15 protein-coding genes and 1 riboswitch are annotated in these 17009 nt (G+C 68.7%); of the genes, 9 read left to right on the top strand and 6 right to left on the bottom strand.

The genetic code is table 11. From position 1 onward, the window contains the following. Window positions 1-38 precede the first annotated feature (38 nt). From metG to BM199_RS20775, 9 genes are all read left to right on the top strand, one after another. On the top strand, window positions 39-1835 hold the full coding sequence (gene metG, locus BM199_RS20815; RefSeq protein ID WP_091674968.1) for a methionine--tRNA ligase: 1797 nt from the start codon (window positions 39-41) through the stop codon (window positions 1833-1835). Then, window positions 1822-2643, top strand: coding sequence for a TatD family hydrolase (locus BM199_RS20810; RefSeq protein ID WP_091674967.1), 822 nt, complete (start codon window positions 1822-1824; stop codon window positions 2641-2643). Before metG ends, BM199_RS20810 begins: the two co-directional genes overlap by 14 nt. A gap of 394 nt (window positions 2644-3037) precedes the next feature. Beyond that, on the top strand, window positions 3038-4501 hold the full coding sequence (locus tag BM199_RS20805) for a resuscitation-promoting factor (protein WP_245788489.1): 1464 nt from the start codon (window positions 3038-3040) through the stop codon (window positions 4499-4501). Between the two features lie 34 nt (window positions 4502-4535). Further along, window positions 4536-5390 (top strand): 16S rRNA (adenine(1518)-N(6)/adenine(1519)-N(6))-dimethyltransferase RsmA, encoded by an 855-nt coding sequence (rsmA, locus tag BM199_RS20800; protein WP_177242714.1) that lies wholly within the window; start codon window positions 4536-4538, stop codon window positions 5388-5390. A 143-nt stretch (window positions 5391-5533) separates the two neighbouring features. Continuing rightward, window positions 5534-5624: riboswitch (SAM riboswitch) on the top strand. Between the two features lie 205 nt (window positions 5625-5829). After that, the gene (locus BM199_RS20795) at window positions 5830-6843 is read left to right on the top strand and encodes a methionine ABC transporter ATP-binding protein (protein ID WP_091674965.1); all 1014 of its coding nucleotides are present in this window, start codon (window positions 5830-5832) and stop codon (window positions 6841-6843) included. A 149-nt stretch (window positions 6844-6992) separates the two neighbouring features. Then, window positions 6993-7958: a 4-(cytidine 5'-diphospho)-2-C-methyl-D-erythritol kinase gene (locus tag BM199_RS20790; RefSeq protein WP_091674964.1), complete on the top strand. Its 966-nt coding sequence runs from the start codon at window positions 6993-6995 to the stop codon at window positions 7956-7958. A 5-nt stretch (window positions 7959-7963) separates the two neighbouring features. Continuing rightward, the gene (locus tag BM199_RS20785) at window positions 7964-8371 is read left to right on the top strand and encodes an ASCH domain-containing protein (protein WP_091675118.1); all 408 of its coding nucleotides are present in this window, start codon (window positions 7964-7966) and stop codon (window positions 8369-8371) included. A gap of 4 nt (window positions 8372-8375) precedes the next feature. Continuing rightward, the gene (locus BM199_RS20780; protein WP_091674963.1) at window positions 8376-10142 is read left to right on the top strand and encodes an ABC-F family ATP-binding cassette domain-containing protein; all 1767 of its coding nucleotides are present in this window, start codon (window positions 8376-8378) and stop codon (window positions 10140-10142) included. 37 nt (window positions 10143-10179) lie between these two features. Further along, the gene (locus BM199_RS20775; RefSeq protein WP_091674962.1) at window positions 10180-11871 is read left to right on the top strand and encodes a fatty acyl-AMP ligase; all 1692 of its coding nucleotides are present in this window, start codon (window positions 10180-10182) and stop codon (window positions 11869-11871) included. A 50-nt stretch (window positions 11872-11921) separates the two neighbouring features. Here BM199_RS20775 and BM199_RS20770 read toward each other — a convergent pair whose 3' ends face one another. From BM199_RS20770 to glmU, 6 genes are all read right to left on the bottom strand, one after another. Beyond that, window positions 11922-12269, bottom strand: a complete 348-nt coding sequence (locus BM199_RS20770) for a DivIVA domain-containing protein (RefSeq protein ID WP_091674961.1) — start codon at window positions 12267-12269, stop codon at window positions 11922-11924. 39 nt (window positions 12270-12308) lie between these two features. Further along, window positions 12309-12683, bottom strand: a complete 375-nt coding sequence (locus BM199_RS20765) for a DivIVA domain-containing protein (protein ID WP_091674960.1) — start codon at window positions 12681-12683, stop codon at window positions 12309-12311. Between the two features lie 202 nt (window positions 12684-12885). After that, complete coding sequence (pth, locus tag BM199_RS20760) at window positions 12886-13479, bottom strand: aminoacyl-tRNA hydrolase (RefSeq protein ID WP_091674959.1); 594 nt, start codon at window positions 13477-13479, stop codon at window positions 12886-12888. 7 nt (window positions 13480-13486) lie between these two features. Further along, complete coding sequence (locus BM199_RS20755) at window positions 13487-14134, bottom strand: 50S ribosomal protein L25/general stress protein Ctc (RefSeq protein WP_091674958.1); 648 nt, start codon at window positions 14132-14134, stop codon at window positions 13487-13489. Window positions 14135-14535: 401 nt separating this feature from the next. Then, entirely contained in the window at window positions 14536-15516 is a 981-nt protein-coding gene (locus BM199_RS20750) for a ribose-phosphate diphosphokinase (protein WP_091674957.1), read from the bottom strand. Beyond that, window positions 15513-17003: a bifunctional UDP-N-acetylglucosamine diphosphorylase/glucosamine-1-phosphate N-acetyltransferase GlmU gene (glmU, locus tag BM199_RS20745; RefSeq protein ID WP_091674956.1), complete on the bottom strand. Its 1491-nt coding sequence runs from the start codon at window positions 17001-17003 to the stop codon at window positions 15513-15515. The genes BM199_RS20750 and glmU overlap by 4 nt, the downstream gene beginning before the upstream one ends. Window positions 17004-17009: the final 6 nt, after the last annotated feature.

Here is a 17009-nt window from a genome sequence, read left to right as displayed (position 1 = left end):
GAAAAACAGCCAGAACGCTATCCGTAGGCTAAACAGGCATGAGCACCCCTGTGTTGACCGCGGTGGCCTGGCCCTACGCCAACGGCCCCCGCCACATCGGCCACGTGTCCGGTATCGGCGTCCCCTCGGACGTGTTCGCGCGTTATCAGCGAATGGCCGGCAACCGCGTGCTCATGGTGTCGGGCAGCGACGAGCACGGCACGCCGATCCTGGTCCAGGCGGACAAGGAAGGGCTGACCCCGCAGCAGACGGTCGACAAGTACCACAAGGTGATCGCCGAGGACATGCGCGGTCTCGGGGTGACCTACGACCTCTACACGCGGACCACTACCGGCAACCACACCGAGGTCACCCAGCAGATCTTCCTCTCGCTGTACCGCAACGGATACGTCGTGCCGAAGAAGACCACCGGCGCGATCAGCCCCTCCACGGGCCGGACCCTGCCCGACCGCTACATCGAGGGCACGTGCCCGATCTGCGGTTACGACGGCGCGCGCGGCGACCAGTGCGACAACTGCGGCAACCAGCTTGACGCGGCCGACCTGATCCGGCCGGTGTCCAGGATCAACGGCGAGTCCCCGAAGTTCGTCGAGACCGAGCACCTCTTCCTCGACCTGCCCGCGTTCACCAACTCGCTCGGCAAGTGGCTGTCCACCAAGACCGACTGGCGGCCCAACGTCCTGAACTTCACCAGGAACCTGGTGGACGACATGCGGCCCCGGCCGATCACCCGCGACCTCGACTGGGGCGTGAAGATCCCGCTGGACGGGTGGCGGGACGAGCCGCTGAAGCGTTTCTACGTCTGGTTCGACGCGGTCATCGGCTACTTCTCGGCCAGCGTCGAGTGGGCCCGCCGCTCCGGTGACGCCGACGCATGGCAGGAGTGGTGGAGCAACCCCGAGGCCCAGGTCGTGCACTTCATGGGCAAGGACAACATCACCTTCCACGCGCAGATCTGGCCCGCCCTGCTGCTCGGCCACAACGGCCAGGGCGACAAGGGCGGGGTGCCGGGTCCCTACGGTGAGCTGAACCTGCCCACGGAGATCGCGTCCAGCGAGTTCCTCACCATGAGCGGCTCCAAGTTCTCCACCTCCCGCGGCACGGTGATCTACCTGCACGACTTCCTCCGGGAGTTCGGCCCGGACACCCTGCGGTACTTCATCTCGGCCGCCGGTCCGGAGACCCAGGACGTCGACTTCACCTGGGAGGAGTTCGTCCGCAGGACGAACTTCGAGCTGGCCAACGAGTGGGGGAACCTGGTGAACCGCTCGATCTCGATGGCCCACAAGAACAACGGTGCCGTCCCTCGCCCGCAGGCGCCGCAGCAGGCCGACGAGGAGCTCAAGGCCCTGTCCAGGGCGGCGTTCGACACGGTCGGCGCGCATCTGCAGCGTTCCCGCTTCAAGCAGGCGTCGAGCGAGGCGATGCGCGTCGTGTCCGCGGCGAACAAGTACCTTTCCGACCAGGAGCCGTGGAAGCTCAAGGAGGACCCGGAGCGGCGCGACAGCGTGCTGCACACCGCGCTGCAGGTCGTTTCGGACGCCAACACGCTGCTCACCCCGTTCCTGCCGCACTCGGCCCAGAAGGTGCACGAGGCGCTCGGCGGCACGGGGATCTGGGCCTCGCAACCGGAGTTGCGGGAGGTGGAGGACCTCGACATCCCAGGGCGGATCAACCCCATCCTCACCGGGGACTACACGACCGAGCAGGCCAGCTGGGAGTCGAAGCCGATCGAGGTGGGCCGGCCACTGGCCAAGCCGTCCCCGCTGTTCGCGAAGCTCGACCCGAAGCTGGGCGAGACCGGACCCGAATGGGCACCCATTGAGCAAGGCTGAACTGCCACCGGTGCCGGATCCGCTTCCGGCGCCGGTGGTCGACGCGCACACCCACATGGACGCGTGCGGTGCTGCCACCGCAGAGGACGTCAGGGCGATGGTCGATCGGGCCGAGGCCGCCGGGGTGACCAGGGTGGTGACCGTCGCCGACGACCTCGCGGCCGCTCGCTGGGCCGTCGAGGCGTCCACCTGGGACTCCAGGGTTTTCGCCGCGGTCGCCGTGCATCCCACTCGTACCAAGGATTTCGGCGAGGCCGAGCGTTCCGAAGTGGAGCGTCTTGCCATGGGGGAACGGGTCGTGGCCGTCGGGGAGACCGGTTTGGACTACTACTGGGACTACTCCCCGGCCGCCGCCCAGCAGGAGGCGTTCCGCTGGCACATCGACCTCGCCAAGCGCCTCGGCAAGCCGCTGATGATCCATGACAGGGACGCGCACGAGGACGTGCTGCGCATCCTGACCGAGGAGGGCGCACCGGACGACGTGGTGTTCCACTGCTTCTCCGGGGACGCCGCGATCGCCCGCAGATGCGTCGAGGCGGGCTATGTGCTCTCGTTCGCGGGCCCGGTCACCTTCCGCAATGCGCGAGAGCTGCAGGAAGCCGCCAAGCTGGTGCCCGAGGGGCAGTTCCTGGTGGAGACCGACGCGCCGTTCCTGACCCCGCATCCGTTCCGGGGCAGGCCGAACGAACCGTACTGCGCGGCGTACACCGTCCGCGGGCTCGCCGAGTTGCGTGGTGAACCGGTCGAACAGGTCGCCAAAGCCGTCGACGCGACCGCTGACCGGGTCTTTCGGCTGAGAGCCTGCTGATGAACGGGAGTTGTGTCACGAGGGTGCCCCGAATATCTCGTGACGCGCGTTTGTCAACAGACGCTGAGATCGATTACGCCGTGTTGATCACGTTGCGACATTCGGGGAGCGTCAAGCGCCTACCTGGTGGAGTGACGAACATCACGACATTCCAGGGGGTGTTTGCGGAACCCGCCAGCCTTCGTTACTGTCCCGTGATCGTGCCCCTCGGTTCTCGACACCGAGTTTCGAGCGGCACGCCCACAGTCACGTCGGTGCACGTCGGGGAAGTGGCGCCGGGAACTTTCCGGGGTCACGAGGGATGGCGCTGGCTGCGGGAGCCCGAAGGTCCGGTGCGTGCGAACCTGCGCGCCGGGATGAAGGCAACGGCCTCTTTGTGAAAGGGATCGACCCAGTGACTGGTAGTTCCAGGCGAGCAGACGCGCGCCCCGACGCATCGCACGCTGCAGGTGTCGCGACTCTCGAGCGCCCTGACGGCGGCTCAGCCGGCTTCGACTACTTCGACTACTCGCCGGACCCCCGGGTCACGCCGCAGGACGTCTTCACCGCGCTGGGCCCCCAGGCCGACGACCTCATGGCCGAGGCCGACATCGACGTCGACGAACTGATCCGGCTGATCAACGCCGAGACCACCATGCTGCCCGCCATCGTCGTACCGGACGAGGCGAGCGAGGACAGGTCAGGACGCGGGCTGGCCGCCGAGGATGAGGAGCCCGTCGAGTCCGGCCTGCTGGCCGCGACCAGGACCTGGAAGAAGCGCTTCCTCAAGGGCACGATCCTTGCCGTTCTCATCACGCTGACCGGTGGCGGCGCCGCCGCGCTCGCGATGAACAAGAGCGTGACCGTCGACGTCGACGGTCAGCAGCAGACGGTGCGCAGCTTCGGCGACACCGTCGGCGAGGTGCTCCAGGACGCGGGCCTCTCGGTCGGCGCGCACGACGCGCTTTCCCCCTCCCCGCAGACCGCCGTCGGTGACGGCGGGGTCATCAAACTCGAGCGCGGGCGTCAGCTCAACCTCATCGTGGACGGCACCCCGCGCGAGTCGTGGGTGCGTGCCACCACTGTCGGTGAGGCGCTCGGCCAGCTCGGTCTGCAGGACCTGGTCAAGGAGGGCACGTGGTTCTCCACGGCCCCCGACGGTGAGGTGCCCCTCGACGGCATGACCCTGCACGTCAAGACACTGAAGAACATCACCCTCTTCGACGGCGGGAACGAGCCGAAGCAGCTCACCACCACGGCGGTGACCACGGAGGAGCTGCTCGCCGAGCTGAACCTGACGCTCGGCGCCGAGGACAAGGCCGAGGGTGGGCTGGACTTCAAGCTGCTCGACGGCGCCGATGTGCATATCAGTCGCACCGGCGTCTCGGTGATCAACGAGACCGAGGAGATCGAGCCTCCGGTCGAGGAGATCGAGGACTCCTCGATGCTCGTCGGCGAGGAGAAGGTCGAGGAGGAGGGTGTTCCGGGCGAGCAGATCGTCACCTACCGGATCACCAAGAAGAACGACAAGGAAGTTGCCCGCGAGGAGCTCTCCGCCAAGGTCGTCAAGGAGGCCGAGCCCAAGGTCGTCCGGGTCGGCACCAAGGAGCCCGAACAGCCGGTCATCTCCGACGGCGCGGTCTGGGACCGGCTCGCCCAGTGTGAGTCCACCGGCAACTGGGCCATCAACACCGGCAACGGCTACTACGGCGGGCTGCAGTTCGACAAGGGCACCTGGGACGCCTACGGCGGCGACCAATACGCCGCGTACCCGCACCAGGCCAGCCGGGAGCAGCAGATCGCCATCGCCACCAAGCTGCGCGACGACCGTGGCGGGTACGGCGCCTGGCCGCACTGCTCCAGCAAGCTCGGCCTCTGATCGACGGCATGACCTGGGTGGCTATGGTTGCCCGGTGAGTGAACCGTCGGCGACCACCCTGCTCGGCCCTGCCGAGATCCGCAGGCTGGCGGCCGAGCTGGATGTCCGGCCGACCAAGAAGCTCGGGCAGAACTTCGTGCACGACCCGAACACGGTGCGGCGCATCGTGGAACTGGCCGGCGTCGGCGATGACGACGTGGTGCTGGAGGTCGGCCCCGGACTGGGCTCGCTCACCCTCGGGCTGCTGGACGCGGGCTCGCGCGTCGTGGCCGTCGAGATCGACACCGTGCTGGCGGACCGGCTGCCCGCGACAGCACGTGAGCACGCACCCGGCGTGGCCGACCGGCTGACCGTGCTCCCCGCGGACGCGCTCCGGTTGCGCGCCGCGGATCTGCCGGAGCTGCCGACGGCGCTGGTCGCCAATCTCCCGTACAACGTGGCGGTGCCCGTGGTGCTCGGCCTGCTGGCCGAACTGCCCTCGCTCGTTCGCGGCCTGGTGATGGTGCAGACCGAGGTGGCCGACCGGATGGCGGCGGGGCCCGGTAGCCGCACCTACGGCGTCCCCAGCGTCAAACTGGCCTGGTACGGGCAGGCACGCAAGGTCGCGCCCGTTCCGCGCTCGGTGTTCTGGCCGGTCCCCAACGTCGACTCCGCGCTGGTGTCGTTCGAGCGCGGCGATGCCGTACCGGAGGGCGACCGCGCGGCCGTCTTCGCCGCGGTCGACGCCGCGTTCGCACAGCGGCGCAAGACGCTGCGTGCCGCACTGGCCGGTTGGGCGGGCTCCGCCGCGAACGCTGAGCGCATCCTGGTCGCCGCGGGCATCGACCCTCGCACGAGGGGCGAGCAACTCACGGTCGAGGACTTCGCCCGAATAGCCGCGGCCCGCTGAGTTCGCGATTCGCGGACAGGCGTGTGCATCCCATGGACACGGGTGTGCGTTCTGCACACGCGCCCCATGAAGGATCCCTCCAGCAGTGTGATTTGAGTCAACAGACTTGCGCTGTGACGTCCGTTTCGGGTCTACTCAAAGGGCATCCATCCCGAGCGGCTGAGAGACCTGGCTCGCCGACGCCGCAGCAACCACCCGAGCCCGGGCAGGTGCTACCGCCAGGACCGATGGAGGAATCCGTGTACAGGTCCCGAATGTTGACCAGACGCCGAGTAGTCGATGAAGGCCGCCGCACCGTGAGTGCGTGTCGAAGCCACACCGCCTCCGTCTGATCCTTTTCTCGTCTTCGCTGACTGTCCATTGCGGACGGTCTATTCGAGGTGGCAGCGCACCCGACGTGGTAGCGCGCCGCCATGGCGTACCTGGCTTTGGAGCAGTTGTGATCACCGTTGAAAACCTCAGCAAGACCTTCCCCGGCGCGGACGAACCGGTGCGTGCGTTGCACGACGTGAGCATCGATGTCGGTGCGGGTTCCCTGTTCGGCGTCGTCGGTCCATCGGGATCGGGGAAGTCGACCCTTGCCCGCTGCGTCGCGCTGCAGGAGCGCCCGGACCGTGGCGTCGTCCGGTTCGACGGGCTCAACACCGGTTCGCTCGACGGCAGGCGCCTGCGTGAGGCCCGTCGACAACTCGGTGTCCTCCCACAGCGTGCCGAGCTGCACGGCGAGCGCACTGTGGCGGGTAACGTCGCGGCGCCCCTCGAACTGCTCGGCCTGGACGGGCCACAGCGACGCAGGAAGGTCGGCACGCTGCTCGACCTGGTCGGCCTGACCAGGCGCGCGGGGCAGCACCCTGCTGACCTGACCCCGGGACAGCGCAGACGGATCGCGGTGGCACGGGCGCTGGCGACCGGCCCTTCCGTGCTGCTGGCCGACGATCCCACCGCCGGAGTGGAGCCCGAGGAGTCGGGCGCGGTGCTGGCGGTGCTCGACCGGGCCAGGGCCGAACTCGGTGTGACCGTGCTGGTGACCACACCCGACGCGGCGGTTGCCCGCAAGCTGTGCGACGACATCGCGCTGCTGGAGCAGGGGTCGCTGGTGGAGAGCGGCAACGTGCTCTCGTTGCTGTCCGACCCCGCGAGCAGGACCGCGCAGGCGCTGCTGCCTGCCATCGAGACCACCAGGACGCAGGCCGCGGCCTACGACCGCACGGCGGACGTGGTGTTGATCGGGTTCGCCACGGTCGGCGCGCTGCTGCCCGAGGCCACCACCCGCTTCGGTATCGAACTCGCGACCATCGGCGGCGGGCTGACGCGCGTGGGTGACACACCGGTCGCGCGGTTCCGGCTCGGCCTGCGTGGCGAGCGGGCGGACGCCGCCCTTGCCTGGATCGCCGAGCGTGGTGGCCATGTCACGCAGCAGGGACTCGGCCCCCAGGGGATCGCCGCCGCGTAGGAACAGCGGCTGGGGACGACGAAGCGCACTTTCCCGGGAAAGTGACATACGTGCGCACGCAAGGATGTCACTTTCCCGGGAAAGTGACATAACCGCCGAGTGTGCCCAGCCTCAGACGGTGACGGTATGTGGGCACGTAGGCTGGTCACGTGCTCGCAGTCGTCCCGCCTCCCGTCACGGTCCGGGTTCCGTCGAAGATCAACCTGCATCTTTCGGTCGGGGATCTGCGCAAGGACGGCTTCCACGAGCTGAACACCGTTTTCCACGCCCTCTCGTTGACCGACGAGGTCACCGTCGCCGCGGCCGAGGACTCGGGCGTCGAGGTGTACGGCGAAGGGGAGGACGTGGTGCCGACCGGCGCCAACAACCTCGCCTGGCGTGCGGTGCAGGCGCTGGCAGCCTACTGCGACAAACCCGCCGAGGAACCGAAGGTCCGCGTGGTGCTGCGCAAGGGCATCCCGGTCGCGGGCGGAATGGCGGGCGGCAGCGCCGACGCCGCCGCGACGCTCGTCGGGCTGGCCGCGCTGTGGCGGCTGGACATCACCCGCGACGAACTCGCCGGGGTCGCCGCGAAGCTCGGCAGCGACGTGCCGTTCGCGCTGTACGGCGGCACCGCGCTGGGCACCGGCAGGGGTGAGCAACTCGTCCCGGTGCTGTCCCGGCACACGTTCCACTGGGTACTGGCCTTCGACCACAAGGGCCTCTCGACGCCGCGGGTCTTCGGGGAGCTCGACCGCCTTCGCGAGGCCGGCGACCCGCCGCGTGTCGGATCGCACGCGCCCGTTGTCGAGGCGCTGGCCTCCGGCGATCCCAACCAGCTCGCACTGCTGCTGGGCAACGACCTGCAAGCCGCCGCGGTGTCGCTGCGGCCCGGACTGCGCCGCACCCTGCGGGCGGGGGTGAACGCGGGCGCGCTCGCCGGCATCGTCTCCGGGTCGGGGCCGACCTGCGCGTTCCTCTGCATGGACGGCCAGGCGGCGTTGTCGGTGGCGGCCGAACTCGCCGGTGCGGGCGTGTGCCGCACGGTGCGCGTCGCACACGGGCCGGTGCCCGGCGCCAGGGTCGTCAACGGTGACGAGCCGCCGAGAAGCCCACGACCGATTGGAACAGCGTGAGTGACATGCGGGATGCCGAGTTCGCCTTCCCAGGGCCGCTGCGGGACCGCCTGGTCGCGGCTGTGCTGAGCGGCGAGAAGACGTCGACAACCGGGCTGCTGGCCGAGTACGAGCACTATCGTGAGCCGCTGCCACGAGTCGGTGAGCGGGAACGGGTGATCGACTCGGCGGGCGCGGGGGTCGCGGTGATCGAGACGACCGAGGTTCACGTGGTCCCGTTGTCCGAAGTAGACATACAGCACGCGATCGGCGAGGGTGAGGGTTACACCAGCGTGGCCCAATGGCGCGCCGGACACGAGGAGTTCTGGCACAGCGACGAGATGCGCGCTGCCCTCGGCGATCCTGGGTTCAGCGTGGACGATTCAACCCCCGTAGTCGCAGTACGTTTCGAAGTCGTGGAGAGGTTCAGCTGAGACGATGGTCAACCTGGTCAACCTGGAGTCCGTGAGCAAGTCCTACGGGGTGCGCCCACTGCTCGACGGCGTCTCGCTCGGTGTCGCCGAGGGCGACCGGATTGGTGTCGTCGGTCTCAACGGCGGCGGCAAGACAACACTGCTCGAGGTGCTCGCGGGGGTCGCACCCGCGGACTCCGGCCGGGTGAGCCGGGTGAACGGACTGCGCATGGCGGTCGTCACCCAGCGCACCGAGCTGCCGGAGGGCAGCACCGTGGGCGAGGTCGTGCTGGCCGAGTTCGGTGCGGAACACGAGTGGGCCGCCGATGCCCGAGTGCGGTCTATCGTGGACGGACTGGGCATTTCCGCGCTCGGACTGGACAATCCGACGGGTTCGCTGTCCGGTGGGGAGCGCAGGCGGGTGGCGCTGGCCGCCGCGCTGGTGGCCGAACTCGACCTCGTCGTACTCGACGAGCCCACCAACCATCTCGACATCGAAGGTGTGCGCTGGCTCGCCGACCACCTGCTCGCCCGCAGGATCGCGGTCGTGGTCGTCACGCACGATCGCTGGTTCCTCGACACCGTCTGCGGGCGGACGTGGGAGGTCGTCGGCGGCAAGGTCGAGCAGTACGAGGGCGGCTACGCGGACTGGGTGTTCGCCAGGGTTGAGCGGGCGCGGCTGGCCGCGACCCTGGAGGAGAAGCGGCGCAACCTCGCCCGCAAGGAGCTGGCCTGGCTCCAGCGCGGGGCGAAGGCGCGCACCTCGAAGCCGCGCTATCGCATCGAGGCGGCCGAGGCCCTGATCTCCGACGTGCCCCCGCCGCGGGACTCCGTCGAGCTGCTGTCGTTCGCCAGGCGCAGGCTCGGCAAGACCGTCATCGAGCTGGAGGACATCACCCTCACGGTCGGGGACCGCACGCTGCTGGAATCGGAGACCTGGCGTATCGGTCCCGGTGAGCGGGTCGGGCTCGTCGGTGTGAACGGGTCGGGCAAGAGCACGCTCCTGCGCCTGCTGGCCGGGGAGCGGGAACCGGAGGCGGGTAGGCGGAAGCAGGGGCTGACCGTGCGCCTCGCCCACCTGCGCCAGGAACTCGACGATCTGCCCGGTCAGATGCGGGTACTGCAAGCGGTCGAGGATGTCGCGGCCAGGGTGGTGCTCGGCAAGCAGGAGCTGTCCGCGTCGCAACTGGCGGAGAAGCTCGGCTTCCCGCCCGCGCGGCAGTGGACGCCGGTCGAGGACCTCTCCGGCGGCGAGCGCAGACGCCTGCAACTCGTGCGGCTGCTGATGGCCGAGCCGAACGTGCTGCTACTCGACGAGCCGACGAACGACCTGGACATCGACACCCTGCAACAACTAGAGGATCTGCTTGACTCCTGGCCTGGCACCCTCGTGGTCGTCTCGCACGACCGGTATCTGATCGAGCGAGTGTGTGACACCGTGGTCGGCCTGCTCGGCGACCGGCACATCACCCACCTTCCCGGTGGCATCGAGCAGTACCTGGCTCGCCGGGACGTCCACCAGGCCCAGGCCGGGGCTCCCGCGGGCACCGGCAAGGGTTCGGCGGCGAAGGCCAGTGCGGCCGAGCGCAGGGCCGCCAGCAAGGAACTCGCCAAACTGGAACGCAGGCTCGGTGTGCTGGACGGCAAGGAGACCAAGCTGCACGACGCGCTTGCCGCCGCCGCGACGGATCCGCAACGGCTGATGGAGCTGAACACCGAGCTCAAGTCGGTGCGCGCGGAAAAGGACGATGTCGAGTCGAGATGGCTGGAGATCTCCGAAGCGGTGGAGTGACGCGAACTTCCGATCGGCGTGTGGATAAGGTGACGCCATGAGTCGGTTCGTGGACACGATGGTCGCCTCCGCGACCGGGGACGGTCAGCAGCGCGGCATGGTCACCGGTGAGCCGAACGAGCCCGTTCGCCGCACCTGGGCTGAGGTGCACGAGCAGGCCCGCAGGGTGGCGGGCGGTTTGGTCGAACACGGCCTCACCCCGGGCAGTTCCGTCGCCGTGCTGGCCGCCGCGCCCGCGCTGATCGCGCCGACCGTGCAGGGCACCTGGCTGGCCGGCGGCAGTGTCACGATGCTGCACCAGCCCACGCAGCGCACCGATCTCGCCGAGTGGGCCGAGGACACCGTGCAGGTGCTCCGCATGATCGGCTCCGAGCTGGTGTTGTTGGGCGAGCCCTTCGACCAGCTCGCGCCGGTGCTCACCGAGCGCGGCATCGGCTTCCGGATGATCGACGACCTGCTCGGGTCGGAACCGCTGGCGCAGCCGGTCGAGGTCGACGAGGAGTCGACCGCGCTGCTGCAGCTGACCAGCGGCTCCACGGCCGAGCCGAAGGCCGTCCGGATCACCCACCGCAACCTGTTCTCGAACATCAGCGCCATGGTCGAGGCCGCGGAGTTCGAGTTCGACACCGACGTGATGGTGTCCTGGCTGCCGACCTTCCACGACATGGGCATGGTCGGCTTCCTGACAGTGCCCATGACCTTCGGCGTCGAGCTGGTCAAGGTGACCCCGGTCGAGTTCCTCTCGGGCCCGCTGATCTGGCCGAAGCTCATCAGCAAGTACGGCGCCACCGCGACCGCGGCGCCCAACTTCGCCTACGCCATCGTCGGCAGGCGGCTCGCCCGGGTCGAGGACGACGACGCCTACGACCTGTCCAGCCTGCGGATTGCGCTGAACGGGGCGGAGCCCATCGACGAGACCGCCGTGCAGACGTTCACCGAGGCGGGTGCCCGGTTCAAGTTGTCTCCCGAGTCGGTGTTCCCGGCCTACGGCATGGCCGAGACGACGCTCGCCGTCTCGTTCGTGCCGCTGAACAGCGGTCTCACCCTCGACGTCGTGGATGCCGCTGCCCTGGAGAGCGAGAACAGGGCGGTCCCTGTCGCCGAGGACGATCCGCGCAGGGGCACGGATCAGGTGCGCGCATTCGCACTGCTCGGCAGGCCGCTGCCCGGGCTGGAGGCACAGATCGTCGACGAGCACGGTAAACGCCTCGGGGAGCGCGAGGTCGGCGAGATCCGGCTGCGCGGCGAGGCTGTCACGCCGGGATACCTGACCGTCAACGGTCCGCTGGACACCCAGGACGCCGAAGGCTGGCTGGCGACCGGTGACCTCGGGTACCTGGTGGACGGGCAGATCGTGATCTGCGGCCGGGCCAAGGACGTCATCATCATGGGCGGGCGCAACATCTACCCGACAGACATCGAACGCGCGGCCATGTCGGTGGACGGCGTGCGCGCGGGCAACGCCGTGGCCGTCCGGCTGGACGCGGGCACCAAGCGGGAGCGCTTCGCCGTCGTACTCGAGTCGAAACTGGCCGGTGACGCCGACACCGAGCGGGCACTGGCAAAGGAGGTCGCTGCCAGGGTCAGGTCGGCTGTGGACGCGCGGCCTTACGCCGTGGTGGTGCTCGGGCCGGGGAACCTGCCCAAGACGCCCTCCGGCAAGGTCCGGCGCGCCGCGACGGCCGAACTGTATGCCGACCGCATCGCTTCCGGGGCCAAGGCCGAGTAGCTGGTCGCGTCTGAGAAGCGCGCGATCGACGAACCCGCACGGGCCACTAGCTAACCGCGCCCGCGCCGCCACAGTGGTTTGCGTGCGTGGCTGTGTTCGAGCGCGGGGGCGATGTAGGGCGCGTGCAGGGCCGCGTCGGCGGGAACCTTCGCTACCAGCGTGCTTTCCACCCTGCGCAGGAAGTCGTCGACCGAAGCCTGGTCGTATCCGCGTTTGCCCAGCGGTGCCTTGCTGAACGCGACACCGTGCACGTCCGCGGCGGTGACCTCGTCCTCGCCGTCGAGGGTCGCGGCCACTCTGTCCAGGAAATCGTCCACCTCGATCTCGTTGTACCCGCGACTGCCGAGCGGAGCGCGGTCGAACCGAACGTTGTGCACGTCTTCGGCGGTCACTGCCATTGCTGCTCCCGCAAATGAAGTTGTCTGGCTTCGGATGGCCTACCGGTGTTCCGTTTCGTGCAACGAGGCAGGGACACGCGGTTGCCGCCAACGGCCGGGCGCGGTGGCCTGGTCGTGCTGCCGAGCCTCGGGCACTTGGTGGCCCGTGGGGTGCAGTCCGCTGCGGTTGAGCAGCTCGGTCTCGACTTCGTCCAGGAACTCGTCCACCTGTCGCTCGTCGTAACCGCGCTTGCCGATGATCGGCCTGCCGAACTCGACGTGGTGTACCTCGGCCGCGGTCAGGTCATCCTCCCCGGCGAGAGTTCGCGCGATGCGCAGGACGAATCCGTCGACGTCGTCCTTGGCGTAGCCACGACGGCCGATTGGGGCGTTGCCGAACTCGACGCGCGCGGCGTCGTCAGCGGTAAACGACATCGTTGAACTCTCTCCTGGGCTCAGCTCGGGTGCGTGTCCCGTATTCCGTCCTAGCCCTGAGAGTGGGGGTGGCGCCAGTCCCCGGGGCACCCGTCGACTCGAACAGGTGCGTCATCCAACGCCTTTGGGTGAGTCAGGGGAAACGCTCTGTGACAGGCGATACCGTTGTGAGGGTGACGTACGTCTCCCCGCCGGAGTCGGCTCAGCCCGCGTGGAACTGGTTCTGCGCCGCCGTCAGTCCGGAGCCCACGAGCGCTTCGACCGCGTCCGCGCAGCGATCGACGTTGAGTGCCAGTTCGCGTCGCTCCACCGTCGAGAAGTCCTTCAGGACGTAGTCCGCCGGGTCCATCCGGCCGGGCGGACGGTCGACGCCGAAGCGGACGCGATAGTAGTCCTTGCCACCCAACGACTTGGTGATCGAGCGCAGGCCGTTGTGGCCGTTGTCGCCACCGCCGAGCTTCAGTTTCAGTGCGCCGTAAGGGAGATCCAGTTCGTCGTGCACCACGACGACACCGGAGCGGTCCACCTTGAAGAAGCGTGCGGTACCGGCGACAGGGCCACCGGAGAGGTTCATGAACGAGCGCGGCTTCGCGAGCACGACCTTGCGGCCCGCGAGGTGTCCTTCGAGCACGTCCGCGCCTGCCTTGTGCGCCTTGAACTTCCCGCCGATCCGGCCGGCGAGTTCGTCGAGCACAAGGAATCCGACGTTGTGCCGGTTGCCCGCATAGCGGGGGCCGGGATTGCCGAGGCCGGCGAGCAGTACCTGCTCGCCGGCCCCCGGCAGATCTTGCTCCATGAACTGGTTACTCGGACGCGCTCTCGGCCTCGGGCTGGTCCTCGACCACGCCCGCACCCTCGGTGTCGACGTCGGCCTCCATGGACGCCTCGGAAGGCGCCTCGTTGACGGCGACGACCAGGTACTCGGGGTCGGTGGCCAGGCTGGCGCCCTTGGGCAGCAGCACGCCCGCGGCGAGGATCTGGGTGCCTGCCTCGGCGCCCTCGATCGAGACCTCGAGGTGGTCGGGGATGTCCTGCGCCTCGACCTCGACCTGAATGGTGTCGAGGTCCTGGTGCACCAGGGTGCCGGAGGCGGCGTTGCCGACGAGCGTGATGGGCACCTCGACGGTGACCTTCTCGCCGCGGTTGACCACGAGCAGGTCGACGTGCTCGATGTAGTTCTTCAGCGGGTGCACGGTGATGGTCTTGGTAAGGGCGAGTTCAGTGCCCTTCTCGGCCTTCGCCGCGGCACCGGCGACATCGAGGGTCAGCACGGCGTTGTTGCCGTTCTCCCTGATGACGCGGGCGAAGTCGACGGCGGGCAGTGCCAGGTGCCGCGGGTCGGCGCCGTGGCCGTAGAGCACCGCAGGGATCTTGCCGGCACGGCGCGTACGACGCGCGGCGCCCTTGCCGAACTCGGTGCGCGGCTCGACGGTCAGACGTACCTCGGACACGGTCTTGCTCTCCTTGCGGTGGGGATCAGGCGGTGTGCTACTGGCTGTTCGGCGGCGAGTTCCGGCGTGCACGGGCGCGTGGCTACTCAAGCCGCCGCGTCGATTACGTCGGGCACCGCGTGCGCTGGAGCCCGCCTCGCCGAGACAACCTGCACAGTCTAATGCAGCCGTTTCTGTTGTCGCGGCCGGGGCGAAACTACCAGTGCGCCCGCGTAGCGGCCTGCCCGGGAATGCGTCGCACTTTCCCGGGAAAGTGCCCTGGATCAAGGTGTCGACCTCGATAGGCCTCGCACTTTCCCGGGAAAGTGCGCTGCACGCATCCCGGGACGTAAAGCGTGTCCCGGGATGCGTGCGGCGCCTTCGGCGGACGGTTGTCGTGCGGTGCCGGTTTCGTTGCCGCCTCAGGCGCTACCGTCGAACAGGCTCGTCACCGAGCCGTCCTCGAACACCGCCTCGATCGCGCGGGCCAGCAGCGGGGCGATCGAGAGGACGGTCATCGAGGGGAATCGCTTGTCCTCGGGGATCGGCAGCGTGTTGGTGATGATCACCTCGCGCGCCTTGCAGTTCGACAGCCGCTCCGTCGCGGGGTCCGACAGGATGCCGTGCGTCGACGCGATCACCACGTCCGACGCACCCTCCTCGAGCAGCGCCTCGGTGGCCTTCACGATCGTGCCGCCGGTGTCGATCATGTCGTCGACCAGTACACAGAGCCGGTCCTTGACCTTGCCGACCACGCGGTTGGCGACCGCTTCGTTCGGCTTGTCCGGGTCCCGAGTCTTGTGGATGAACGCGATCGGCCGGTCACCGAGCTGCTGCGCCCACTTCTCCGCCAGCCGCACTCGCCCGGAGTCGGGGGAGACGACCGTGATGTCGGAGTTGCCGTAGGTCTCCTTGATGTGCTCGGCGAGCACGTTCTGCGCCAGCAGGTGGTCGACGGGGCCGTCGAAGAAGCCCTGGATCTGCGCGGTGTGCAGGTCGACCGTCATGATCCGGTCCGCGCCCGCTGTCTTGAACAGGTCCGCGATCAGCCGTGCCGAGATCGGTTCCCGGCCCTTGTGCTTCTTGTCCTGCCGCGCGTACGGGTAGAACGGCATGATCACGGTGATCCGCTTGGCGCTCGCGCGCTTGAGCGCGTCCACCATGATCAGTTGCTCCATCACCCACTCGTTGATGGGTGTGGTGTGGCTCTGCAACACGAAAGCGTCGGTGCCACGCACCGACTCCTGGAACCGCACGAAGATCTCGCCGTTGGCGAAGTTGTGCAGTGTCTGCGGGGTGATCGTGACATCGAGATGCTTGGCCACTTCCTCGGCCAGCTCCGGGTGTGCGCGACCGGAGAAGAGCATCAGGTTCTTCTGCGGCGTACCGGACTTCGGGCTCATGCTGGCGACTCCCCGTCGTGTGCTGCTGGATCCTGCGCGTTCTTTTCCTGCTCCACGGCACGAGCGGCCTCGGCCGCCTCGGCTGCGGGGGTGCCCGGCCTGCGCCGGACGACCCAGTCTTCGATGTTGCGCTGCGGCGCCCCGGACACCGCGAGCGCCCCTGGCGGAACGTTACGCCTGATCACCGTGCCGGCACCGCTGTATGCGCCGTCGCCGACCGTCACCGGGGCGACGAGCATGTTGTCCGAGCCGAGCCGCACATGGGAGCCGATGGTGGTGTGGTGCTTGTTCACGCCGTCGTAGTTGACGAACACACTGGAGCATCCGATGTTGCTTCGCTCGCCGATCGTGGCGTCCCCCACGTAGGTGAGGTGCGGCACCTTGGAGCCCGGCCCGATGTCGGCGTTCTTGGTCTCCACGAAGGTGCCGATCTTTCCGTTCTCCCCCAACCGGGTGCCTGGCCGCAGGTAGGCGAACGGTCCGACCTTGGCTCCGGCCGCGAGGACGGAGTCCGAGCCATGCGTGCGAACGACGGTCGCGCCCTCCCCGACGGTCACGTCGGTGAGCGTGGAGTCCGGACCGATGTGGGCGCCCTCGCCGACGGTCGTCGCGCCGTGCAGCTGGACTCCCGGAGCGAGTACGACATCGCGGGCCAGCTTCACGTCGGCACCCAGCCAGGTCGTCGCCGGATCGGTGACGGTGACCCCTTCGCGCTGCCACCGGCGCACGATCCGCCGGTTGAGTTCGGCGCCCAGCGTGGCGAGCTGAACCCGGTCGTTGACGCCCTCGGTGAGCCAGGGGTCGTCCACCACCAGGGCGCCGACCGGCCTGCCGTCGGCACGCGCGATGCCGAGCACGTCGGTCAGGTACAGCTCGCCCTGGGCGTTGTCGGTCGAAAGCCGGGACAGGCCGTCGGCGAGCACCGTGGCGTCGAAGGCGTACACCCCGGAGTTGATCTCGGTGACGGCCAGTTGCTCTTCGCTGGCGTCCTTCTGTTCGACGATGCCGGTGACCTTGCCGTCGCCGTCGCGCAGGATCCGCCCGTAGCCGGACGGGTCGGCGAGAACGGCGGTGAGCACGGTGACAGCGTTGCCGCCCTGCCGGTGCTCGGCCAGCAACGCGGCCAGGGTCTCGGTGTCCAGCAGCGGAACGTCGCCGTAGCTGACCAGCACGGTCCCCGTGAGGTCGGCGGGCAACTCGGCCAATGCGCAGGAGACGGCGTGCCCGGTTCCGTTCTGGCTCTCCTGAACCGCGGTCCCCACCGAGCGGTCGAGTGCCTTGCTCACGGTGTCGAGGTGCCCCCGCACCGCGTCCCTGCCGTGCCCGACGACCACGACCAGGTGATCGGGGTCGAGACCGGCAGCGGCGCGCACGGCGTGCTCGACCAGCGGTCTCCCCGCGATGGGGTGCAGCACCTTGGGCGTGGCGGAACGCATGCGGGTGCCCTCACCCGCAGCAAGGATCAGTGTGCTCAGCGGGCCGGTCACAGCACT

Source organism: Amycolatopsis marina (genome assembly GCF_900111885.1).
Taxonomy (GTDB): Bacteria; Actinomycetota; Actinomycetes; order Mycobacteriales; family Pseudonocardiaceae; genus Amycolatopsis; species Amycolatopsis marina.
The sequence above is the reverse complement of the archived record's forward strand: the minus strand, read 5'-3'. Positions and strand labels throughout refer to the sequence as shown.

Bases quoted from the DNA above. Each gene is read 5' to 3' on its own strand.
- BM199_RS20765 (WP_091674960.1), bottom strand. From the start codon at position 12,683: ATGTCGTTTACCGCTGACGACGCCGCGCGCGTCGAGTTCGGCAACGCC.
- pth (WP_091674959.1), bottom strand. From the start codon at position 13,479: ATGGAGCAAGATCTGCCGGGGGCCGGCGAGCAGGTACTGCTCGCCGGC.
- metG (WP_091674968.1), top strand. From the start codon at position 39: ATGAGCACCCCTGTGTTGACCGCGGTGGCCTGGCCCTACGCCAACGGC.
- BM199_RS20750 (WP_091674957.1), bottom strand. From the start codon at position 15,516: ATGAGCCCGAAGTCCGGTACGCCGCAGAAGAACCTGATGCTCTTCTCC.
- BM199_RS20780 (WP_091674963.1), top strand. From the start codon at position 8,376: ATGGTCAACCTGGTCAACCTGGAGTCCGTGAGCAAGTCCTACGGGGTG.
- BM199_RS20770 (WP_091674961.1), bottom strand. From the start codon at position 12,269: ATGGCAGTGACCGCCGAAGACGTGCACAACGTTCGGTTCGACCGCGCT.
- BM199_RS20785 (WP_091675118.1), top strand. From the start codon at position 7,964: ATGCGGGATGCCGAGTTCGCCTTCCCAGGGCCGCTGCGGGACCGCCTG.
- BM199_RS20775 (WP_091674962.1), top strand. From the start codon at position 10,180: ATGAGTCGGTTCGTGGACACGATGGTCGCCTCCGCGACCGGGGACGGT.